This is a genomic window from Cryobacterium sp. AP23, assembly GCF_054075385.1.
The window spans coordinates 3,131,344-3,153,773 of sequence record NZ_CM133415.1 but is presented as its reverse complement, the minus strand read 5'-3'; the positions used below and the strand labels follow the sequence as shown (position 1 = coordinate 3,153,773).

The 22,430-nt window shown below is 69.5% G+C and carries 18 protein-coding genes; 7 read left to right on the top strand and 11 right to left on the bottom strand.

Annotated elements, in window-relative coordinates:
* Positions 1-74 precede the first annotated feature (74 nt).
* Entirely contained in the window at positions 75-1,355 is a 1,281-nt protein-coding gene (locus tag ACU5E9_RS15005; protein ID WP_456810701.1) for an LPXTG cell wall anchor domain-containing protein, read from the bottom strand.
* Positions 1,356-1,839: 484 nt separating this feature from the next.
* Here ACU5E9_RS15005 and ACU5E9_RS15000 point away from each other — a divergent pair, with 484 nt between their 5' ends.
* Both ACU5E9_RS15000 and ACU5E9_RS14995 read left to right on the top strand, forming a co-directional pair.
* Positions 1,840-2,583 (top strand): YqaJ viral recombinase family protein, encoded by a 744-nt coding sequence (locus ACU5E9_RS15000; protein WP_456810700.1) that lies wholly within the window; start codon positions 1,840-1,842, stop codon positions 2,581-2,583.
* A 67-nt stretch (positions 2,584-2,650) separates the two neighbouring features.
* A complete protein-coding gene (locus tag ACU5E9_RS14995) occupies positions 2,651-3,865 on the top strand; it encodes an ROK family protein (RefSeq protein ID WP_456810699.1) in 1,215 nt (404 codons plus the stop codon).
* Between the two features lie 19 nt (positions 3,866-3,884).
* On the opposite strand, the gene ACU5E9_RS14990 is transcribed toward ACU5E9_RS14995, so the two are convergent.
* The 3 genes from ACU5E9_RS14990 to ACU5E9_RS14980 all read right to left on the bottom strand — a co-directional run bounded on the left by ACU5E9_RS14990 (position 3,885) and on the right by ACU5E9_RS14980 (position 7,261).
* Positions 3,885-4,886, bottom strand: a complete 1,002-nt coding sequence (locus ACU5E9_RS14990; RefSeq protein WP_456810698.1) for a sugar phosphate isomerase/epimerase family protein — start codon at positions 4,884-4,886, stop codon at positions 3,885-3,887.
* A gap of 33 nt (positions 4,887-4,919) precedes the next feature.
* The gene (locus ACU5E9_RS14985; RefSeq protein ID WP_456810697.1) at positions 4,920-6,128 is read right to left on the bottom strand and encodes a Gfo/Idh/MocA family protein; all 1,209 of its coding nucleotides are present in this window, start codon (positions 6,126-6,128) and stop codon (positions 4,920-4,922) included.
* Between the two features lie 83 nt (positions 6,129-6,211).
* Positions 6,212-7,261: a substrate-binding domain-containing protein gene (locus ACU5E9_RS14980; RefSeq protein WP_456810696.1), complete on the bottom strand. Its 1,050-nt coding sequence runs from the start codon at positions 7,259-7,261 to the stop codon at positions 6,212-6,214.
* 176 nt (positions 7,262-7,437) lie between these two features.
* Here ACU5E9_RS14980 and ACU5E9_RS14975 point away from each other — a divergent pair, with 176 nt between their 5' ends.
* From ACU5E9_RS14975 to ACU5E9_RS14960, 4 genes are all read left to right on the top strand, one after another.
* Positions 7,438-8,958 (top strand): sugar ABC transporter ATP-binding protein, encoded by a 1,521-nt coding sequence (locus ACU5E9_RS14975; RefSeq protein ID WP_456810695.1) that lies wholly within the window; start codon positions 7,438-7,440, stop codon positions 8,956-8,958.
* Positions 8,955-9,995, top strand: coding sequence for an ABC transporter permease (locus ACU5E9_RS14970; protein ID WP_456810694.1), 1,041 nt, complete (start codon positions 8,955-8,957; stop codon positions 9,993-9,995). The genes ACU5E9_RS14975 and ACU5E9_RS14970 overlap by 4 nt, the downstream gene beginning before the upstream one ends.
* A 62-nt stretch (positions 9,996-10,057) precedes the next feature.
* Entirely contained in the window at positions 10,058-11,119 is a 1,062-nt protein-coding gene (locus ACU5E9_RS14965) for an NADP-dependent oxidoreductase (RefSeq protein ID WP_456810693.1), read from the top strand.
* Positions 11,116-12,555, top strand: coding sequence for a cryptochrome/photolyase family protein (locus ACU5E9_RS14960; RefSeq protein ID WP_456810692.1), 1,440 nt, complete (start codon positions 11,116-11,118; stop codon positions 12,553-12,555). The genes ACU5E9_RS14965 and ACU5E9_RS14960 overlap by 4 nt, the downstream gene beginning before the upstream one ends.
* A 102-nt stretch (positions 12,556-12,657) precedes the next feature.
* Here ACU5E9_RS14960 and ACU5E9_RS14955 read toward each other — a convergent pair whose 3' ends face one another.
* From ACU5E9_RS14955 to aceA, 3 genes are all read right to left on the bottom strand, one after another.
* The gene (locus ACU5E9_RS14955; protein ID WP_456810691.1) at positions 12,658-13,218 is read right to left on the bottom strand and encodes a GNAT family N-acetyltransferase; all 561 of its coding nucleotides are present in this window, start codon (positions 13,216-13,218) and stop codon (positions 12,658-12,660) included.
* A gap of 83 nt (positions 13,219-13,301) precedes the next feature.
* A complete protein-coding gene (gene aceB, locus ACU5E9_RS14950) occupies positions 13,302-14,993 on the bottom strand; it encodes a malate synthase A (protein ID WP_456810690.1) in 1,692 nt (563 codons plus the stop codon).
* Positions 14,994-15,039: 46 nt separating this feature from the next.
* Positions 15,040-16,416: an isocitrate lyase gene (aceA, locus tag ACU5E9_RS14945; RefSeq protein ID WP_456810689.1), complete on the bottom strand. Its 1,377-nt coding sequence runs from the start codon at positions 16,414-16,416 to the stop codon at positions 15,040-15,042.
* Positions 16,417-16,610: 194 nt separating this feature from the next.
* Here aceA and ACU5E9_RS14940 point away from each other — a divergent pair, with 194 nt between their 5' ends.
* Entirely contained in the window at positions 16,611-18,116 is a 1,506-nt protein-coding gene (locus ACU5E9_RS14940; protein ID WP_456810688.1) for a helix-turn-helix domain-containing protein, read from the top strand.
* A 142-nt stretch (positions 18,117-18,258) separates the two neighbouring features.
* Here ACU5E9_RS14940 and ACU5E9_RS14935 read toward each other — a convergent pair whose 3' ends face one another.
* The 4 genes from ACU5E9_RS14935 to ACU5E9_RS14920 form a co-directional block, all read right to left on the bottom strand.
* Entirely contained in the window at positions 18,259-18,720 is a 462-nt protein-coding gene (locus tag ACU5E9_RS14935) for a MarR family winged helix-turn-helix transcriptional regulator (protein ID WP_456810687.1), read from the bottom strand.
* Positions 18,721-18,823: 103 nt separating this feature from the next.
* A complete protein-coding gene (locus ACU5E9_RS14930) occupies positions 18,824-19,666 on the bottom strand; it encodes a transglutaminase family protein (RefSeq protein ID WP_456810686.1) in 843 nt (280 codons plus the stop codon).
* Complete coding sequence (locus tag ACU5E9_RS14925; RefSeq protein ID WP_456810685.1) at positions 19,663-20,592, bottom strand: alpha-E domain-containing protein; 930 nt, start codon at positions 20,590-20,592, stop codon at positions 19,663-19,665. Before ACU5E9_RS14925 ends, ACU5E9_RS14930 begins: the two co-directional genes overlap by 4 nt.
* A complete protein-coding gene (locus ACU5E9_RS14920; RefSeq protein ID WP_456810684.1) occupies positions 20,586-22,280 on the bottom strand; it encodes a circularly permuted type 2 ATP-grasp protein in 1,695 nt (564 codons plus the stop codon). The genes ACU5E9_RS14925 and ACU5E9_RS14920 overlap by 7 nt, the downstream gene beginning before the upstream one ends.
* Positions 22,281-22,430 lie beyond the last annotated feature (150 nt).

Genomic DNA, 22,430 nt, shown 5'->3' with positions numbered 1-22,430 from the left:
AACAGAAAGAGGACACCCCGGGCGAATATCGCCCGGGGTGTCCTCTTTATGACCGGCCTATCTCCGGCCTGAGGTTAGGCCCGGCGGAACCGGCGGGTCAGCATCAGTCCGGCACCGAGGAGTACCGCGAGGAAGCCGGCACCCAGCACGATGGTGGTCCAGCTGGACACACCCGTCGAGGCGAGTTCGGTGCTGGTCGACTTAGCGGTCGTCGTCGGCGGGGTCGACGTCGTGCTCGTCGGCGGAGTCACGACGGTCGGCGGGTTGGCCGATGTCGTGGTGGTGGGCGGGGTGACCTTCACTGTGGGCGGCGTGGCCTCGGTGGGAGGAGTCGTGTCCGCAGGAGGAGTCGTGTCCGCAGGAGGAGTCGTGTCCGCAGGAGGAGTCGTGTCCGCAGGAGGAGTCGTGTCCGCAGGAGGAGTCGTGTCCGCGGGAGGAGTCGTGTCCGCGGGAGGAGTCGACTCGGTCGGAGGCGTGGTCTCGGTCGGAGGCGTGGTTGCGGGCGGCTCCGTGGTGGGCGGCTCCGTGGTCGGAGGCTCAGTCGTCGGCGGCTCCGTGGTCGGCGGCTCCGTGGTCGGCGGCTCCGTGGTCGGCGGCTCCGTCGTCGGCGGCTCAGTCGTCGGAGGCTCAGTCGTCGGAGGCTCAGTCGTCGGCGGCTCAGTCGTCGGCGGCTCCGTCGTCGGCGGCTCCGTGGTCGGCGGCTCAGTCGTCGGCGGCTCCGTCGTGGGCGGCTCAGTCGTCGGCGGCTCCGTCGTGGGCGGCTCAGTCGTCGGCGGCTCGGTCGTCGGCGGTTCCGTCGTGGGCGGCTCACTCGTCGGCGGCTCCGTCGTCGGAGGCTCAGTCGTCGGAGGCTCAGTCGTCGGAGGCTCCGTAGTCGGCGGCTCCGTAGTCGGAGGCTCAGTAGTCGGCGGCCCAGTCGTCGGAGGTTCCGTGGTGGGCGGTTCCGTCGTCGGAGGTTCCGTGGTCGGCGGCTCCGTCGTCGGCGGCGTTGTCGAGTCGTCAACGACGCACTTGGTTGACGTGCCTTCGAAGGTCTTGTCGTAGTTGTCGTGGGCATCGAGATCGATGAAGTAGGAGTGCGCCTTGGTGCCGTCCCACTCGATGGTCTTCGTGTAGCTCGTTCCGAAGTCCTCCACAGCGACCTCGACATCATCAATGGTGATCGTGACCCTGTTGGGGGTGCTGTCACCGGTGACGGTGGTGTAGTTGGAGAACGTCATGCTGAGCGATTCACAGGTGGCGTTCACGGCGGGGGTGTGGGCGAACGCCGGGGCGATCACACCTCCAAAGGTGAGACCTCCGACGAGGAGGACCGATCCGGCGACGGTTGCCGCGATCTTGGGTGTTCTATTCATGTGGTGCCTTTCGGGTGGCATCGTGCATGTGCTGGTAGGCCTCGGTTGAGGGGCAGCGTTTTCCTGGGATTCTCAGGGCGCGTCATCACGCTTCGGTAGGCACGCCACAGACCGCTCTGGCGTCGAGCTGGACTTGGCGGAGTGCACAGCAAAGAAGCTGGCCAGCGGCCAGATTCGATTGCCTTGCCACTGGTCGGTGGCAGGTGCGCGGGCCGCGTACGGCCGTCTTGATCTCGGTCGATTACTTATCGGCCGGTCCCCCTTTATGAGGACAAGCCTACGGAGGCCTTTTCGCCCAGCGCGCCCCCACAACAGGTCATTTCGGCTTGCATTTGCCCCCATAACAGGTCATTTGTCACGTCTTCGGGGGCCACGTTTTCTGGTTTCTGAGGCCGTTTCAGCTAATTTTCGGCCCTCGCTCCAGGTTGGGCCGTGCCCGGCGAGGTGTCCGCGCAGGCCGCCGAAGCAGAGCAGAATGGAGTTCGTGCCCCATTCGCTGCTGTCCCTCTTCGAGCTGGATGAGCAGACCCCGATCGCCCCGCCGGCCCCCGTCGTGACGCCCCGGCTGGGTCATCTCGGTCGCATCGTGGCCGATTCCACCGACCGGGTCGCCTGGCTGCGGGCACGCAGCCAGGGCATCACCGCCACGGATGTCGCCAAGCTCGCCACGGAGAAATCCGTGCACAACGCCGCCAGGGAGAAGATCAACGGCAGCGGTTTCGGCGGCAACCCGTACACCGACCACGGCCGCGCCAGGGAACCGGAGATCGCGGCCTGGGTGCTGGCCAACTACGGCATCGAGCCCAGCACCAACCTCTTCCATGCGGCCGGCCAGCGTCGCCACCTCGCCACCCCCGACGGCCTGGGCCTGGGCGGCAACGGCGTCTTCGAGCTCGCCGAGATCAAGACCACGAGCAAGCCGTGGCGCAGCATCCCGCGCTCGTACCTGCGCCAGATCTGGTGGCAGCAGTATGTGCTCGGCGCCGACCGCACCCTGCTGGTCTGGGAGGAGCACGACAACTTCGTGCCCCGCTCCGCTGTACCGGAATGCCGGTGGATCGACCGGGACGACGACCAGATCAGCATCCTGGTCGGCTTTGCCGACCAGCTGATCGACATGCTCAACCACCAGCGCGAACGCGAGCGGGCGGATGCACCGCCGCCTTACGACTACCAGCGCGACCGCGGGTACGACGCCGCCCCGCCGCCGTACGACTACGGGCGCTGACCCGACGGCAGGTCAATCCCGCCAATATTCGACCGATATAAGTCGAGTGTTGTGATTTGATGGTGCCATGATCGACATAAGTCGCGGCGATGCGCTGGGCTCCTCGGGCACGAGTGACCTGTTCCAGATCTTGCGCGATGGACGTTCGCGCACTCGCACGGAACTGGCGAACCTCACCGGGCTCGCCAGGTCCACGATCGCGCTGCGCATCGATTCGCTGGTGAAGCTCGGTCTTGTCGGCCCGACATCTGATGCGCCCTCCACCGGTGGCCGGCCGTCGACCCAGGTGGCGCTCGCGACGGGGATGAAAATCGTGTTCGCGGTCGACATCGGCGCCTCCCATGTGCGCCTCGCCGTCAGCGATCTCACCGGCCGCCCGCTGTTCGAGACCTCAACCGAGCTGGCGATTGCCGAGGGCCCCGATGCGGTGCTCGGCTGGGTGATCGAGGCCGGCGACGCCCTGATCCGGGAGTCCGGCCGCTCGCTCGCCGACCTGCTCGCGATCGGGGTGGGCCTGCCCGGCCCCGTCGAGTACAGCAGCGGTCGCCCGATCAACCCTCCGATCATGCCCGGCTGGGACCGGTTCGATGTGCGCGGCACTCTGGACAAGCATTTCCACGTTCCGGTGTTGGTGGACAACGACGTGAACATCATGGCCCTCGGCGAACGGGAGACGGCCTGGCCGGACGTGGACCATCTCATCTTCGTCAAGGTTGCAACGGGCATCGGGTCCGGGTTGATCTCCGGCGGGATCCTACAACGCGGCGCCCAGGGTATCGCCGGCGACATCGGCCACGTGCAGGTGCCACGCGGGGTCGACGTGCCCTGCCACTGCGGCAACCGTGGCTGCCTGGAGGCGTTGGCGTCCGGTCCGGCGCTGGCGGACGCGCTCCGCGGTCTCGGCCTCGATGTGGAGACCAACCAGGATGTGGTCAACCTGGTCAAGCGCGGAAACCTCGAAGCCATCCAGGCGGTGCGCCAGGCCGGCCGGGACCTGGGCGAGGTGCTCACCGCCTGCGTCAGCCTGATCAACCCCTCGGTGATCGTGATCGGCGGCTCGATGGCGCAGGCCGGGGAGCAACTCATCGCCGGCGTGCGCGAAGTGGTCTACAGCCGCTCGATGCCCCTGGCCACCCAGCATTTGCAGATCGTGCAGTCCGGTGCCGGGCCGGATGCGGCCGTGATCGGAGCCAGCATGCTGGCCATCCACCACGCCCTGTCGCCGGCGCGGGTCGATGCCATGGTGCTGGACCTGATGGAGACCGCCGCTCTCGCCAAGTAGCTCGGCCGGCCGCTCGCGGTCAGCGGCTGCTGAAGGCCGCGTCGAACGACGCCGTCGGCGGGTCGAAGACCAGGGACCGCACGAACGCCAGCGCTTCGGGCGCGCCGACAAGACGGTCCATGCCGGCGTCCTCCCACTCCACCGAGATGGGGCCGTCGTAGCCGATGGTGTTGAGCATCCGGAAGCTGTCCTCCCACGGCACGTCGCCGTGGCCGGTGGAGATGAAGTCCCAGCCCCGGCGCGGATCCGCCCAGGCCAGGTGCGAGCCCAGTCGGCCGTTGCGGCCGTTCACCATCCGCTTCTTGGTGTCCTTGCAGTCGACGTGGTAGATCCGGTCCTTGAAATCCCAGAGGAAGCCGACCGGGTCCAGATCCTGCCACACGAAGTGGCTCGGGTCCCAGTTGAGGCCGAACGCCGATCGATGCCCGATGGCTTCGAGGGTGCGCACGGTGGTCCAGTAGTCGTAGGCGATCTCACTGGGGTGCACCTCGTGCGCGAACCGCACGCCCACCTCGTCGAAGACGTCCAGGATCGGGTTCCACCGGTCGGCGAAGTCCTGGTAGCCCGCGTCGATCGCCTCCTGCGACACCGGCGGGAACATCGCCACGTACTTCCAGATCGACGACCCGGTGAAGCCGATCACGGTCTTCACCCCGAGCTTCGCGGCGAGCCGGGCGGTGTGCTTCATCTCCTCGGCGGCCCGCCGGCGCACCCCTTCCGGGTCGCCGTCGCCCCACACCACATCGGGCAGGATGTCCCGGTGCCGCTGGTCGATCGGGTCGTCGCACACCGCCTGCCCCTTGAGGTGGTTGGAGATCGCGTACACGGTGAGGTTGTACTTGGCCAGGATCGCCAACCGGTCGGCGATGTATTCCTCGTCGTCCCAGCGCCAGGGATCCAGGTGGTCGCCCCAGCAGGCGATCTCCAGGCCGTCGTACCCCCAGCCCGACGCCAGCCGGGCCACTTCGTCGAACGGAAGGTCGGCCCACTGGCCGGTGAACAGGGTGATGGGGCGGGGCATCGTCTTCTCCAGGGATCGGTGGAGCGTGGGAATTCAGGGGTGGATGGCGCTCCCGGCGAGTTCCGCCGGCGGATTGTCGATGGTGGTCCAGGCGCTGCCGGTGTCCGCGCTCTGCTCCACCGCGGCGAGCACCCGTTGCACCTGCAGCCCGGCCGAAAACGACGGCTGCGGCTGGGTGCCGGCCACGATGGCCTCCACGAAATCCTTCGCCTGGTGGGTGAAGCCGTGTTCGTAGCCGAGCATGTGGCCGGCCGGCCACCAGGCCGACAGGTACGGATGCTCCGGCTCGGTGACCAGAATGCGGGTGAAGCCGCGTCGCGTCGCCGTGGCCGTCGCGTCGTAGAAGCCGAGGGCGTTGAGATCTTCCAGGTCGAACGACACCGCGCCCAGGGAGCCGGCGACCTCGATGCGCAGGGCATTCTTGCGGCCGGTGGCCATGCGGGTGGCCTCGAATGAGCCCAGCGCACCACCCTCGAACCGGCCGGTGAACAGGGCGGCGTCATCCACCGTCACCGCCCCGCGCCGGCTGGACGCAGTACCGGCCAGGCCCGAGGAGCTGGCGAGCAGCGGCCGCTCGGTCACGAAGGTCTGCAACAGCCCGCTCACGCTGGTGAGGCGCTGGCCGGTGATGAACTGGGCGAGGTCGATGGCATGGGCGCCGATGTCGCCGAGCGCCCCGGAGCCGGCCAGCTCCTTCTGCAGCCGCCAGGCCAACGGGACCTCCGGGTCGACCAGCCAGTCCTGTAGGTACACCGCCCGCACCTGCCTGACCTCGCCGATGGCTCCGTCGGCCACGAGGTCGCGGGCGAGGGTGGCCGCCGGCACCCGGCGGTAGGTGAAGCCGACCATCGCGAACACCCCGTTCAGGGCGGCGCGCTCCGCCGCATCCGCCATCGATTCGGCCTCGGCGACGGTGTTGGCCAGCGGTTTCTCGCACAGGACGTGTTTTCCGGCCGCGAGCGCCGCGATGGCGATCTCCACGTGGCTGGCGCCGGGCGTGACGATGTCGACGATGTCGATGTCGTCCCGTTCCACCGCCGAGCGCCAGTCAGTGCTGGTTTCGGCCCAACCCCAGGTCCCGGCGGAGACGGCGACGGTGTCGGGATTGCGGCCGACGAGCAGGGCCATCTCCGGTCGGGCCGGCAGGTCGAAGAAGCGGGGCGCGACCCGCCAGCCCTGGGAGTGTGCCGCTCCCATGAAACCGTGGCCGATCAGGGCGATTCGAAGGCTGGGCGTGTCCACGGGTCCTCTTTTCGACGAAGGTCTACGTGCAGGAGAGTCGAAGGCGGGATGCCCGCGGCCGAGACCGCGGGCATCCCGACCGGTCAGGACTCGAACGCGGTCGGCAGGTACTTGTCGACGTTCTCGCTCGTGACGACGGGGGCGTTCAGCACGATCCGGCTGGGCACCTCCACCTCGACGAGGTCGCTCATCGCCTTCTCCTGCACCAGCAGCCGGGCGAGGCGGATGCCGTCGGCGGCCTGGGTGGAGGGGTAGATGACGGTGGCCTGCAGCACGCTGTCGCCGGACTGGATCTCCCGCATCGCGTTGGCCGAGCCGGCACCGCCGACCATGATGAACTCGTCCCGGCCGGCGGCGTCGATCGCCGCGAGCACGCCGACGCCCTGGTCATCGTCGTGGTTCCAGAGGGCGTCGATCTGGGGTGCCGCGGACAGCAGCTGGGACGCTGCCGCCTCACCGCCTTGCACGGTGAAGTCCGCCGCCACCCGGTTCGTGACCGACAGACCGCAGTCGTCCAGGGCATCGGCGAAGCCCCGGCTGCGGTCCTGGGTCAGCGGCAACGAGTCGATCCCGGCGATTTCGGCGACCACGGCGTCGGGGTTGTCGCCGACCTCTTCACAGATGTAGGTTCCGGCGCTCACCCCCATGCCGTAGTTGTCGCCGAGGATCGTCGTTCGGGCGGCGAAGGTGCTCGAAAACTCCCGGTCGACGTTGATCACCGGGATGCCCGCCTCCATCGCCTGGATGGCGACCTCGGTCAGGGCCGCGCCGTCGGTGGGGAGCAGCACGATGGCGTCGACCTTGTCGTTGATGAAACCTTCCACCTGGCTGATCTGCAGGTTGGCGTCGTTGGTGCCCTCTGCCACCCGCAGGTCGATGTCCGGGTACTTCTCGGCCTCGGCGATGGCCGCGGAGTTGATGGCGGCCAGCCAGCCGTGGTCGGCGGCGGGGCCCGAGAAGCCGATCACCACGGTGTCGCCGGCCTCCGCGTTGCCTTCCAGCGACGCGGAAGTGGAATCGTCGGTGGTGTTCGTCGTGGTTCCGGGGGTGCAGGCCGCGAGCAGTCCAACCACGGCGAGCGAGGTGCCGGCGGCCAGGAGCGTCTTGTGGCGCCGGGTACGTAGTGCGAGCATGTGGTCCTCCTTATTGGTGAATCGCAGTATTCGCCAACGAAGAGAGGGGCAGCAGACCGGGCGATGGGTGCATCCCGGGTCCTTGTCAACGCTGACGCGCACACCATAGCAGAAGTCCAGCAAAAATCGACGACTTACTCCTCTGTCTCGACGTATGTGTGTGTTATGGTGCCTGCATGATCGCCGACGACCATGCGACGCCCCTGTTGAGGGTGACGGAAATCACCAAGGCGTTTGCCGGGGTGCAGGCTCTCAAGGGAGTCGACCTCGAGGTGCGCGCGGCCGAAGTGCACTGCGTGCTCGGTCAGAACGGGGCCGGAAAATCCACCCTGATCAAGGTGCTCTCCGGTGTCCACCAACCCGAGGGTGGCGTCATCCGGTGGCAGGGCGAGGAGGTGACGATCGCGCATCCGGTCGCCGCACTCGGCCTCGGCATCGCCACGATGTACCAGGAACTCGACGTCGTCGACGGCCTCACGATCGCCGAGAACATCTTCCTCGGCCACGAGCGCGCCACCGGCGGGGTGCTCAAGGTGACGGAGGCCAACCGGGCCACCCGCGAACTGCTCCAGCGGCTGGGGCACGGCAACCTGTCGCCCAGCACCGAGGTGGGCCGGCTCTCCGCGGCCAACAAGCAGATCGTCAGCATGGCGCGTGCCCTCTCGCACGACACGAAGCTGATCATCATGGACGAACCCAGCGCGGTGCTGGACTCCGAGGAGGTCCGCAACCTGTTCCGGGTGATCCGCGAACTCACCGCGCAGGGCGTCGCCGTGGTGTACATCTCCCACCGGCTGGAGGAGATCCGGCAGATCGGCGACCGCATCACGGTGATCAAGGACGGCCGGAGCACGGCCGTCGGCCTGAACGCCCAGGACACCCCCACTCCCGACCTCATCACCCTGATGACCGGGCGGGCCGTCGCTAACGTCTTCCCCGACCGGGTGCCGGTGCCGGCGGATGCCCCGGTCCTGATCGACGTGCAGGGCCTCGGCCTGCGGGGACACTTCGCCGACGTCAGCCTCACCGTGCGCGCGGGCGAGATCGTGGGTCTCGCCGGTCTGGTCGGCTCCGGTCGCTCCGAGATCCTGGAGACCATCTACGGGGCCAGGAAGGCCACCGCCGGTCAGGTCAGCGTGGTGGGGACCGCGCTGAAGGCCGGCTCGGTGCGCGCGGCCGTGCACGCCGGCATCGGCCTGGCGCCGGAGGAACGCAAGAGCCAGGGCCTGATCCTCGACGAGCAGGTCTACCGCAACGTCACCCTGGCCGCCTTCGCCCGGTTCGCCCGCGGCGGCTTCCTCGACGAGCGCCGCGAACGGCAGGTATCCCTCGAGCAGATGCAGGCCCTGGAGTTGCGGCCGGCCGACCCGGACCGGACCACCCGCACGCTCTCGGGCGGGAACCAGCAGAAGGTGCTCCTGGCCCGCTGGTTGGTACACGGCACCAAGGTGCTGCTGCTGGACGAACCCACCCGGGGTGTCGACGTGGGCGCCCGCGCCGAAATCTATGCCCTCATCCGTCGCCTCGCCGCCGCCGGCACCGCCATCATCCTGGTGTCCAGCGAGATCGAGGAAGTCATCGGCCTGGCCGACCGGGTGCTCGTCATCGGCGACGGCGAGGTGCTCAGTACAACTGACGCGCACGCCATCGACGAACGCGGCGTTCTGGACCTGGTCATGAAAGGAGCTGCAGCGTGAGCGAACAGAACGGCGCCGTCGCCGCCACGACCGGCGGGGACCCCCAACACGAGAACCGGCCCGGCGTCATCCGGCGCATCCTCAGCGGATCGGTGGGCCGCAACCTCGGCCTGGTGATCGCGCTCGTGCTGCTCGTGATCGTGGGCACCATCACGGCCGGGGACCGGTTCGCGAGCTACGACAACTTCCTCACCATCCTCCGCCTCGCGTCGATCATCGGCGTGATCAGCATCGGCCTGACCTTCGTAATCACCGCCGGCGGCATCGACCTCTCGGTCGGATCGGTGATGGGGCTCTCCACGGTGATCGCCAGCCTCGCGGCAGTGCAGGCCGCCGCCACCCAGAGCTCCTGGCTGCTGATGGTCCTGATCCCGATCGGGGTGGGCATCGCGGCCGGGCTGGTGAACGGGATCGTGATCGCCTACGGCAAGGTGGTGGCGTTCATGGCCACCCTGGCCATGCTCGTCGCCGCGCGCGGCCTGGCCGAACTCATCTCCGGCCGCCGCACCCAGATCGTGATCGAGACCGGGTTCCTGCAGTTCACCCGCTCGAGCATCATCGGCGTTCCCCTGCTGATCTGGATCTTCCTCATCGTCGCGATCGTGGCCTGGTTCCTGCTGAACCGCACCACCTTCGGCCGCCGCACCGTCGCCATCGGCGGCAACCAGGAGGCCTCCCGGCTGGCGGGCATCCGGGTCAAACGGCACCTGGTCTACGTTTACGTGCTCAGCGGCCTGACCGCGGGGATCGCGGGCATCATGATGCTCGGCCGCACCACCGCAGGAACGTCCACGCACGGCACGCTCTACGAACTGGACGCCATCGCCGCCGTCGTGGTCGGCGGCACCCTGCTGATCGGCGGGCGGGGAACGATCGTGGGCACGGTGCTGGGCGTGCTGATCTTCACCACCCTCACCAACGTGTTCACCCAGAACAACCTGGACACCTCGGTGCAGGCCATCACGAAGGGCTTCATCATCGTGGTCGCGGTTCTGCTGCAGCAACGGTTCGCCTCCCGCGACTCGAGCGGCACCTGACCGGGGGCCGGCCCGACCGCGCCTACCCGGGCCCTGTCAGTCGCGTGCCGCAGAATAGGAGCATGCCCACCACACCGGTCCTGCCCACGCAGATGCGCGCCCTCGTCATCGACCGCACCGGCGGCCCGGACGAACTTCACCTGGCCGAGCTGCCCCTGCCCCATGCCGTCGGCGATGAGCTGCTCATCCGCGTCGTGGCCGCGGGCATCAACCCGATCGACGCCAAGACCCGCTCCGGCTCCGGGCCCGCCGCCGTGATCCCCGGCTTCCCCGCCGTGCTCGGCAACGACTTCAGCGGCATCGTGGTGCGCTCCCCCTTTGAGGCTTTCCCGTTGCAGCCCGGCGACGCGGTCTACGGCATGGCCCGGGCGCCGCGCATCGCGGGCACCTACGCGGAGTATGTGGCGGTGTCGAGCCTGTCGGTCGCCCGCAAACCCGCCGCGATCAGCCACACCGAGGCCGCCGGCATCCCGCTGGCCGCCCTGACGGCGTGGGGCATGGTGACGCTCGCCGAGGCGCGCCCCGGCCAGCGGATGCTGGTGCACGCCGGCAGCGGCGGCGTCGGCCACTTCGCGGTGCAGTTCGCCCGGCACCTCGGCGCCCACGTGACCGCGACCGGCTCCACCGCGTCGCTCGATTTCCTGCACCGGCTCGGCGCCCACGAGGTGATCGACTACAGCAGCAGCCGGTTCGACGACCAACTGCGGGACATCGACTGCGTCATCGACCTGATCGGCAACGTGCACGACAACACCGGCACCCGGTCGCTCACCGTGCTGCGGCACGGCGGCCTGCTCGTGAACGCGCCCACCGGCAGCTGGCCGACCATGCAGGAGGAGGCCGAGGCATCGGGCGTGCGCGCCACCTCGTACAAGGTGCCGGCCGACGGCCGGGTGCTCGACACGATCACCACCCTGATCGACAACGGCTCGGTGCGGGTGAACATCGACCAGGTTTTCGACCTGGCCGACGGCGCCGCCGCGCACCGCGCGCTGGAGGGCGGGCACACACGCGGCAAGATCGTGCTGCGCGTCTCCGACCCCGAGCAGGATGCCGCCACCACCAGCGCCACGGACGACACCGCCGAACGCACCCCGACCGATGGAACGGAGGGCGCAGCATGACCGCCAACGGAACTCCGGCCGCACCGGTCTCTCTCTCGCCGGCCCGACCGGACGGCCCCTCGCTAGTCTGGCTGCGCGACGACCTCCGGCTGGGCGACAATCCGGCGCTCACCGCCGCGATCGAACGCGGCCGCCCGATCGCGCTGGTGTACATCCTCGACGAGGTCTCCCCCGGCATCCGCCCGCTCGGCGGCGCCGCGCACTGGTGGCTGCACCAGAGCCTGACCTCCCTCGCCGCCGACACCGCGAGCCTCGGCGCCCGCCTGGTGCTGCGCCGCGGAGCCGCCGAACCCCTGATCGGTCAGCTGGTCGAGGAACTCGGTGCGGGCGCGGTGTTCTGGAACCGTCGTTACGGCGCCGCCGAACGGGACGTGGACACCGCCATCAAGACCCACCTCACCGAGGCAGGGATCGTGGCGCACAGTTTCGCCGGGTCCCTGCTTTTCGAACCGTGGACCATCCGCACCGGTGGCGGCACGCCGTACACGGTGTTCACGCCGTTCTGGCGGGCCTGCACGGCCGGGCCGCCGCCGCGGGCGCCCTACCCTGCGCCGACCGCGCTCGACGACGCCGCCAGGGGCCTGGCCAGTGACGATCTCGCCGGCTGGGCGCTGGAACCGACCCGCCCGGACTGGGCCGGCGGCCTCCGGGAGGCGTGGACCCCCGGCGAGGCATCCGCCCACGACTCCCTCGCCACCTTCCTCGACGAGGCGCTCCCGCAGTACGGAACCGACCGCGACCTGCCCGCCCAGCAGGCCACCTCTCGCATGTCGCCGCACCTGCGCTGGGGCGAGATCAGCCCGCACCAGATCTGGCACGCCACCGACATCGCCCGCTGCGGGCTCACCGGCGCGGCCGCCACCAGCGCCACCCGGTTCCTCACCGAGGTCGGCTGGCGCGAGTTCGCCTACCACGTGCTGTTCCACGCGCCGGATCTGGCCACCGCGAACCTGCGCCCCGGTTTCGACGCGTTCCCCTGGCCGCCGCTCGACGAGGGCGCGCTCACCGCCTGGCAACAGGGCCGCACCGGTTTCCGGCTGGTGGATGCCGGCATGCGGGAACTCTGGCGCACCGGCAGCATGCACAACCGGGTGCGCATGGTCACGGCGTCGTTCCTGATCAAGAACCTGCTCATCGACTGGCGCGAGGGCGAGCAGTGGTTCTGGGACACCCTCGTCGACGCCGACCCGGCCAGCAACCCGTTCGGCTGGCAGTGGGTGGCCGGTTCGGGGGCGGACGCCGCGCCCTACTTCCGGGTGTTCAACCCGGACCTGCAGGCGGGCAAGTTTGACCCGAACAACGAGTACGTGCGCCAGAACGTGCCCGAATGGGGCACCGCGCAGTATCCGACGCCCATTGTCGACCTCGGCGAAACCCGCCGGGCCGCCCTCGCCGCCTACGAGCAGGTCAAAGCCGCCCGCCCCACCCCCGACTAGCCGCTCGCCTCGCTCCGCCCCGCCCCAACTGTTCCCCGTGCGGACAATTGCACCCGGTGTGCCGGGACCATTTGTCCGCATGGGGAACAGTTGCAGGGCGGGTTAGAGGGGGCGCTCCAGGACGTAGTCGTCTTCGTAGCGGGTGCCGACGAGGAAGTGCTTGGTTCCGACCCGCTCGTAGCCGTGCTTGCCGTAGAAACGCAGCGCCCGGTCGTTCTCCTCGTTCACGCCGAGCCACGAGCCGGCCGCTCCACGCTCGCGGGCGACATCCAGCGTTGCCGTCATCAGCGCCGCCGCGGTTCCGGTGCCGTGCGCCTCGGCGCGCACATAGCACTTGCTGAGTTCGACGGTGGGGCGGATGCGGATCGCCGCGGCGGCATCCGCGTCGGACGGTTCACCGAAGACCAGCATCGTGTACCCGGTGAGGGCGCCCGTGCCGTCGTCGGTTACCAGCAGGAGCCGGTCAGGGTCAGCCAGGTACGACTCGAAATTCGCCGGGGCCAGCACGGTGCGGATGAAATCAGCGATCGCCTCGGCGCTGGTGTGCGGCGGGCAGGCCAGGGGAAAGGTGGCGGCGGCCAGCTCGGCGAGCGCCGCGGCCTCGTCGGTTCTGGCGGTGCGCACCCGCACGGTCGGGGACTGGGCTGGCACGGTTTCGGTCACCCATCCAGCTTCACATGCCACCCCGCCGGCACGCAATCGGCCCCGTCGCGGTGACGACGGGGCCGAGCGCGGGATGGCTGCGCCTACAGGTAGCGGGCGTACGCGGCCACGGTGAGGAAGGTCGGGAACTCCGGCTCCAGCGCCGCCGTACGGAAGACCTCGATCGCGTCGTCGAACCGGTCTCCCGCCGTGCGGGGCAGGCCGGCCAGTTCCTCGGTGATGACGCCGGCCACCCAGTCGGTCTCGATCAGGCGGCCCTCGGCGGTGACGGTGCCCTGGTGGATCCACTGCCAGATCTGGGAGCGGGAGATCTCCGCGGTCGCGGCATCCTCCATCAGGTTGTCGATGGCCGCCGCGCCCACACCGCGCAGCCAGGACTCGATGTAGCGGAGGGCGATGCGCACGTTGTCACGCACCCCCGCCTCGGTGACCTGACCGCCGGCCGAGCCGATGTCGAGCAGTTCTGCCGCGGTCACGCGCACCTCGTCCCGGGTGCGGTCCAGCTGGTTGGGCCGGTCACCGAGCACGGCGTCGAACTCGGCCCTGGCCGTGGGGATGAGGTCGGGGTGCGCCACCCAGGTGCCGTCGAACCCGTCGCCGGCCTCCCGCCGCTTGTCGGCGGCGACCTGCTCGAGTGCCCGTTCGGTGACCTGCGGGTCACGCCGGTTGGGGATGAACGCGCTCATCCCCCCGATGGCGTAGGCCCCGCGACGGTGGCAGGTGGCCACCAGCAGCTCGGTGTACGAGCGCATGAACGGCACCGTCATCGTGATCTCCTTGCGGTCCGGCAGCACGAACCGTGCTCCCCTGGCCCGGAAGGTCTTGATGATGCTGAAGATGTAGTCCCAGCGGCCGGCGTTCAGCCCCGCGCAGTGGTCGCGCAGCTCGTAGAGGATCTCCTCCATCTCGAACGCGGCCTGGATGGTTTCGATCAGCACGGTGGCGCGGATGGTGCCGTGCCCGAGGTCGAGGTGGTCCTCGGTGTGGCTGAAGATGTCGTTCCACAGCCGGGCCTCGAGATGGGTCTCCAGTTTGGGCAGGTAGAAGTATGGCCCGCTGCCGTTTTCCACCAGCCGGTGCGCGTTGTGGAACGCGTACAGGCCGAAGTCGACCAGGCTGCCGGAGGCCGGCATCCGTCGGTTGGCGCGGTCGACGAAGGTGAGGTTCTTCTCCACCAGGTGCCAGCCGCGCGGCCGCATCACGATGGTCGGCGTGGTTCCGGCGCGTGGGCCGGTCGGGGCCCCGGTGACCCGGTATTCCTTGCCGTCGGGGCCGTCGAAGGCGAGGGTGCCGCGCACCGCGTCGTGCAGGGTGAGTTGGCCCTCGATCACGTTCGCCCAGGTCGGGCTGGTGGCGTCCTCCTGGTCGGCCAGCCAGATGGCGGCGCCGGAATTGAGCGCGTTGATGGCCATCTTGCGGTCGGTCGGGCCGGTGATTTCCACCCGCCGGTCGGTGAGCCCGGGGCCGGGGCCGGCCACCCGCCAGGACGGGTCGGCGCGGATGTGCGCGGTCTCGGGCCGGAACCGCGGGTCGCGGCCGTTCGCGGCATCCACCCGGGTCTGCAGCCGGGCAGCCAGCAGGTCGTGCCGGGTGCCGGCGAAACGGTCGTGCAGTTCGGCGAGGAACTCGAGCGCCGCGGGGGTGAGGATCTCGTCGTACCGGTGGCCGAGCGACCCGGTGATCTCGAGGTGCGGGCGGATGGTGGCGAAGCTGCCGGTGCTGGTGCTGGGCTGGGGCGACGGCCGTTCGGCGGTCGCCTGGGTGGGTGTATTCATGGTCGGTTCTCCTTCGAAGCGATGCGGATGTGTGGGGCGAGGCCGGTCAGAACTGCTCGGCCTCGGTGGATCCGGCCAGGGCGAGGGTGGCGCTGGTGGGGTTGAGCGCGGTGGCGATCCGGTCGAAGTAGCCGGTGCCCACCTCCCGCTGGTGGCGGGTGGCGGTGTATCCGTCGGCCTCGGAGGCGAACTCGGCCTCCTGCAGGTCGACGTAGGCGCTCATCTGACGCTCGGAGTAGTCCTTGGCCAGGGTGAACATGGAGTGGTTCAGGGCGTGGAAGCCGGCCAGGGTGATGAACTGGAAGGCGTAGCCGCAGGCCGCGAGTTCGCGCTGGAACGCAGCGATCTGGTCGTCGTTGAGGTGGGATTTCCAGTTGAACGACGGGGAGCAGTTGTAGGCCAACTTCTTGCCGGGGAACTGGGCGTGGATCTCCTTGGCGAAGCGCTGGGCGAGTGCGAGGTCGGGCTCGCTGCTCTCCACCCAGAGCAGGTCGGCGTACGGCGCGTAGGCCAGCCCCCGGGCGATGACGACATCGGGTCCGTTCTGGGTCTCGTAGAACCCCTCTGCGGTACGGCCGCCGGTGAGGAAGGCCTGGTCGCGGTCGTCGATGTCGCTCGTGATGAGGGTGGCGGCGAGCGAGTCGGTGCGGGCGATGATGATCGTCGGTACACCGGCGACATCCGCCGCCAACCGGGCCGCGTTGAGGGTGCGGATGTGCTGGCCGGTGGGCACGAGCACCTTGCCGCCCATGTGGCCGCACTTCTTCTCGCTGGCGAGCTGGTCTTCCCAGTGCACACCGGCGGCGCCGGCCTCGATCATGGAGGCCATCAGCTCGTACGCGTTCAACGGGCCGCCGAAACCGGCCTCGGCGTCGGCGACGATGGGCGCCAGCCAGTCGATGCCGCTGCCGTCACTGGTGGCGTTTGCGCCGGATGCGGCCGCCTCGGCGCCCTCGATCTGGCCGGCCCGCAGCAGCGCGTTGTTGATCCGCCGAACGACCGCCGGCACCGAGTTCGCCGGGTACAGCGACTGGTCGGGGTAGGTCTGGCCGGAGAGGTTCGCGTCGGCGGCGACCTGCCAGCCGGAGAGGTAGATGGCCTTGAGCCCGGCACGCACCTGTTGCACGGCCTGGTTGCCGGTGAGGGCGCCGAGCGCGGAGACCCACTCGGGGTTCTCCGGGGTGCCGTTGTCGTGGATGAGTTCCCAGAGCTTCTCGGCGCCGCGGCGGGCCAGGGTGCGCTCTTCCCGCACGGCACCACGCAGGGCGATCACGTCCTCGGCGGTGTAGTCCCGGCGCACGCCCTCCCAGCGCGGGTCGGCGGCCCATTCCAGGGCGAGCTCGGCGGCGGTCTGGGTCTGGTCGCCAGGGCGGGTTGCGATGGGGCCGGATGCGGTCGGGTCGGATGCGTCTGGGTTCGTCATGGTGTTCTCCTCGGTTTGCGTCGTTGCATGCCTGGTGCGAAAAATCTGGTGCGGATGTTCCGGCGGATGGGCCGGTCGTGCTGGTGTCTGCACCCACTCTGCGGCGGCGCACCGGCCGCACCCCGCACCCGATCCGAAGAAGAAAACGAGTTCTTCCGGTTGTGTGAACAATCGCCTCGTGTGACCATGGGCACATGGTCACCGTCGATCCGCCCCGCTCCCCTGCCACCCCGAACGCCGTGCAGCACGGCGGCGCCGAACCGGGCGATGGCGGCCTGGATGCGATCACCCTGGGGCGGCGCATCCGCGCGCACCGGCACCGGCTCGGCCTCACCCTCGACACCCTGGCCGCGGCCGTGGAGCGGGCGCCGTCGCAGATCTCGATGATCGAGAACGGCAAGCGCGAACCCCGGCTCTCGATGCTGCGCCTGATCGCCGCGGCCCTGGACACGACCGTCGACGAGTTGCTCCGCCCCGATGCGCCCAACCCGCGGGCGGCGCTGGAGATCGCCGTGGAGCGCGCCCAGCGCGGGCCGGTGTTTCCGGCCCTCGGCCTGCCCCGCTTCCGGGTTGGGCCCGGGCAACCGGACGAGACCCTGCAGACCATCCTCACCCTGCACAACGAGATCGAGAGGTTGCACCGGGAGCGGGCGGCGACGCCGGAGGAGGCCCGCCGGGCCAACGCCCAGCTGCGCGCCGAGATGCGCGCCAGGGACAACTACTTCCCCGATCTCGAGGCTCAGGCGCTCGAGCTCCTCACCGCGGTCGGCCATTCCGGCGGGCCGGTCTCCCACCAGGTGGTCGCCGATATGGCCGCGCACCTCGGCTTCACACTGCACTACGTCGGCGACCTGCCGCACTCCACCCGGTCGGTCACCGACAAGCGGAACGGCAGAATTTATCTGCCCACCGAGCAGGCGGCGTCGCGGGACAGCCGCTCACCGATCCTCCAGGCGTTCGCCAGCCACCTCTGCGGTCACGCCGAGCCGGAAAACTACGCCGAATTTCTGCGCCAGCGAGTGGAGACTAACTACCTCACCGCGGCGATCCTGCTCCCGGAGACCGACACCGTGCGGCTACTGAGCGAGGCCAAGGCTGCGCACCGCATCTCGCTCGAGGACCTGCGGGATGCGTTCAGCGTTTCCTACGAGACCGCCGCGCACCGGTTCACCAACCTCGCCACCGCGCGGCTCGGCATCCCGGTGCACTTCATGAAGGTGCACGAGTCCGGCACCATCATCAAGGCGTACGAGAACGACGACGTGCAGTTCCCGAGCGACGCCCTCGGGGCCGTGGAGGGGTCAACGGTGTGCCGGAGCTGGACCGCCCGCACCGTGTTCGACGTGCCCGACCGGTTCAGCCCCTGGTACCAGTACACCGACACCCCTGCCGGTACGTTCTGGTGCACCTCCCGCATCGAGAAGGCCAAGGAGGGCGACTACTCGGTCAGCGTGGGGGTGCCGTTCGCGCACGTCAACTGGTTCCGCGGCCGCGAGACCGCCAACCGGGCCGTGTCCCGCTGCCCCGACGAATCCTGCTGCCGCCGGGCACCCGACGATCTGTCCGGCCGCTGGGCCGGCCAGGCCTGGCCGGTCGCCCGCACCCCCACCAGCCTGCTCGCGGCGTTGCCCACCGGCACCTTCCCCGGCGTCGACCCCACCGAGGTCTACGAGTTCCTCGAGGCCCACGCCCCCGCCTGATCCCCGATCCAAGACTGGCCCACTTTTGCTAGTCGGGACCCCTTCCGCACTAGCAAAAATGGGCCAGTCACTGAAGAGCGCGCCGAGAGTGGCCCAGTTTTGCTAGTCCAGACCCCTCCCGCACTAGCAAAACTGGGCGAGTCTAGACGGCGGCGCGGGTGAGGTCGGGCAGGCGGTGCAGGGCGTCGACGAGGGGGCCCAGCTCGGGTTCTTCCTCGGCGGCCGCCAGGGCGCCGGCGAGGGCGTCGTCGTAGACCGGGCGAGCGCGGGCGAGCAGCGCCTTGCCGGCCTCGGTGAGCTCGGTGTAGATGCCACGGCGGTCATCGGCGCAGAGGATGCGGGTGAGCAGCGCCCGGTCTTCCAGCCGGTTCACCAGGCGGGTCGTCGCGCTGCTCGACAGCGCTGCGGCGCGGGCGAGCTGCTGCATCCGCATGTGCCAGCCGTGCTGCCGGCTGAGGGCGTCGAGTACCGTGAACTCGACCACCGAGAGGTCGAAGCCGGCCTGCAGGGTCTTCTCCAGCACCGCCTCGATGCGCCCGTGCAGGGCGGCCAGCGTGCGCCAGCCCTGTGCGCGAACCTCGACGGCGTCGTCTTCGATGCTCATCAGTGCTGCTCCCTCGTACGGCGTCGGTGATCACCCGGCGACAGGTATGCCGCGCGTGCAACTACCAGTGTACGCGGTCCGGCCGATCAGACGCGGCGGGCGTTCAGGACTCCCGGGTGATCTCCACCTTCACGAACAGCTGCGACCCGCCGGAGCCGGCGTACACCCCACGCAGCGGGGCGATGTCGTTGTAGTCGCGGCCGCGGCCGACACCCACGTGCCGGTCGCCGATGTCGATCAGGTTGGTGGGGTCGTAGCCGCGCCAGTCGCCGCAGAACCACTCCACCCAGGCGTGCGACTCCCCGGTGACGGTCTCACCGATCGCAGCCTGCGGCTTGGGGTGCAGGTAGCCGGAGACGTACCGGGCCGGGATACCCACCGAGCGGAGAGCCCCGAGCGCCACATGGGTGATGTCCTGGCAGACGCCGCGCTTGTCGGCCCAGGCCTCGCGGGCGTTGGTCTTCACCCCGGTCACACCCTGCACGTAGGCCATGTTCTCGCCCACGAACCGGCAGATCTCCTGCGCCGCGTCACACGGGTCCAGCCGGCGGGCGATCTCGGCGGCGGCGTCCACCACCTCCGCCGGCGGCTCGGTGAGCGGGGTCTGCCAGGACTGTTCGACCGACGAGGTCGACCGGGCCACCAACGCCGCCAGGTCGTCCCACGGCATCGGGTGCAACGGATGCTCCCGCGGCGACACCTCCACCAGGCTATTGGCCGTCAGGGTGAGCTCGGCATGCGGGGTGAGCACCTCGAACGACGACACCCGGGTGCCCCAGTAGTCCACGTAGTTGTGGTTGCTCGACACCGGGCTGATGTCGAGGTTGGAGTAGAGCACGAACTGGTCCGGTGAGGTGACGGGCAGCATCCGCGCCTCGTTGTACGACGTGGCCACCTCGCCGTTGTACCGGTAGCCGGTGGTGTGCCGGATGCGCAGCCGCTTCACGAGGCCTCCCCCGTCCAGGTCGGGACCGCGCTGGTCGGGAAGTAGCGGTTCCCGATCGACTCGGACGCGGTGCTGGTGGCGTCCTGCACCATGTCCATGTGCTTGGGCAGGTCGCTGAGGATCTCCATGATCGGGCGGTACTCCAGTTGGCTGCGGATCTGTCCGAGGATGCGCGCCGACGAGTCGGAGACGCCCACCCGGTCGGTGCGCGGTTCCAGTTCCTGCAGGCACTGCTCGGCGCGGGTGATCGAGTACACGATCGACCTCGGGAACAGGCGGTCCAGCAGCAGGAACTCGGCCGCGTTCCGCGCCGACGGCACCCCGCGATAGGTGCGCAGGTACGACTCGTACGCTCCGCAGGAGCGCAGGATCGTGGTCCAGGACGGCCCGCTGTTCTCGGTCAGCGACCGGGTGGCCAGCAGCCGGGCGGTCATGTCGGCCTGCTCGAGGCTGCGACCCAGGGTGAAGAACTGCCAGGCGTCGTCCCGGCTGGCGCTGGACTCCACGATGCCGACGGCCAGGGCGGCGCGTTCGCGCACCCAGCCGAAGAAGTCGTGCGTCTTGGCGCTGGCGATGTTCTTGGGCATCTTCGTGTAGGTCGTGTTCAGGCACTCCCACAGCTCGGTGGAGACGATCTCCCTGGCCCGGCGGGCGTTCTCCCTGGCGGCGCCGAGCGAGTAGGCGATCGAGGCCGGATGCGTGCGGTCGGCCGCCAGGGTCGCGAGCACGTCCTTGCGGGTGAGGTCGCGGTCCGGGGGGACCGGGCTGCCCATCAGGTGCAGCAGCGACCGGCAGGCCAGGTTCTCCTCGATCCACGGGTCCTCCAGCAGCAGCTGCAAGTGCACATCCAGGATGCGCGCGGTACCGTCACTGCGTTCGATGTAACGGCCGATCCAGAACAGGCTCTCGGCGATGCGGCTCAGCATTCGAGGGTCCCTTCGGCGTGGGTGGCGGGTGCGGGCGTGCTGCGTTGTTGCTGTTGTTGCTGTTCCTGATCCTGATCGCCGCCCGGCGGGGTGTCCTGCGGGGAGTGGTCCACGGAGCGGGTCGGGATGATCGAGATCGACTGGGTGTTCGCGGCCTGGTCGGCCACCAGCCCCTGGATGTTCTGCGCGGAGGACCGGCCGTGGAAGTCGGGTTCGAGGCCGATCACCCAGGTGTCCTTCGAGCCGCCACCCTGGCTGGAGTTCACCACGAGCTCACCCTCCGGCAGCGCCACCCGGGTGAGGCCGCCGGGGAGCACCCAGACGTCGGTGCCGTCGTTCACCGCGAACGGGCGCAGGTCCGCGTGCCGCGGCCGCATCCCGTCGTCGACGAGGGTGGGGATGGTGGAGAGCTGCACCACCGGCTGGGCGATCCAGCCGCGGGGGTCCTTGAGCAGCTGCCGACGCAGGATCGCCAGCTCCGCCTTCGACGCCGCCGGGCCCACCACGAGGCCCTTGCCGCCGGAACCGTCGACGGGCTTGACCACGAGTTCGTCGAGCCGGTCGAGCACCTCCTCCAGCGCGATGGGGTCCTCCAGCCGCCAGGTGTCGACGTTGGGGATGATCGCGTCCTCACCGAGGTAGTACTTGATCAGGTCGGGCAGGTAGGTGTACACCAGCTTGTCGTCGGCGACGCCGTTGCCCACGGCGTTGGCGATCGTGACGTTGCCCAGGCGCGCGGCCATCAGAATGCCGGGCGAGCCGAGCTGGGAATCGGCGCGGAACTGCAGTGGGTCCAGGAACTCGTCGTCGACCCGGCGGTAGATCACGTCGACCCGGGTGGGGCCGGCGGTGGTGCGCATCCACACCCGGCCGCCGGAGCAGAACAGGTCCCGGCCCTCGACGAGCTCGACGCCCATCAGCCGGGCGAGCAGGGTGTGCTCGAAGTAGGCGGAGTTGAAGACGCCAGGGGTGAGCACCACGATGTTGGGGTCGTCGACCCCGGCCGGCGCGGAGGCGCGCAGGGCCTGCAGCAGCTTGTTCGGGTAGTCGCCCACCGGGCGCACCCGCATGGAGACGAACAGTTCGGGCAGGGTCTGCGCCATCACGCGCCGGTTGGAGATGACGTAGCTGACCCCGCTGGGCACCCGCACGTTGTCTTCGAGCACCCGCCAGGCACCCATCTCGTCGCGGATGAGGTCGATCCCGGACACCTGGATGCGCACGTTGTTCGCCGACGTGATGCCGGCGGCCTGGCGGTGGAAGTGCTTGGAGGAGGTGATCAGTCCGGCCGGGATGACACCGTCGCGCACCGCGGCCTGGGGCCCGTAGATGTCGGCGAGGAAGGCCTCGAGGGCGAGCACGCGCTGCTTGATGCCGGCTTCGACGTTCACCCATTCCGGCTGCTCGATCACCCGGGGCACGGCGTCCAGCGGGAACGGCCGCTCTTCGCCGGCGAAGTCGAAGGTCACGCCCTGCGCGAGGTACGAGCTGGCCAGCGCGTCGGTGCGGCCGCGGAGTTCTTCCTGCGTCATCTTGGCGAGCGCGCCGTAGACATCTTTATACGCCGCCCGCGCCTCCGACGGTGACAGCGACGACGGGTCAGGGAACATCTCGTCCCAGGCCGACGCCTGCCCTCGATTGCGGGGCGGTGCGGAGGTAGCGCCATAGCCACTGAAGAGGTCAACCATGTTTGGGATGCTAGTCGCCCGGTGTTGCCAGCTTGTTTCCTGTTCCCGGCGCGCCGCCGCGCTGCTCGCCGACGGCGGATCCGTCGGGGCGTTGACCGGGGATTTTCTGCGGCCGGGGCCCAACATGCATACAACACGCGTCGCCACCCC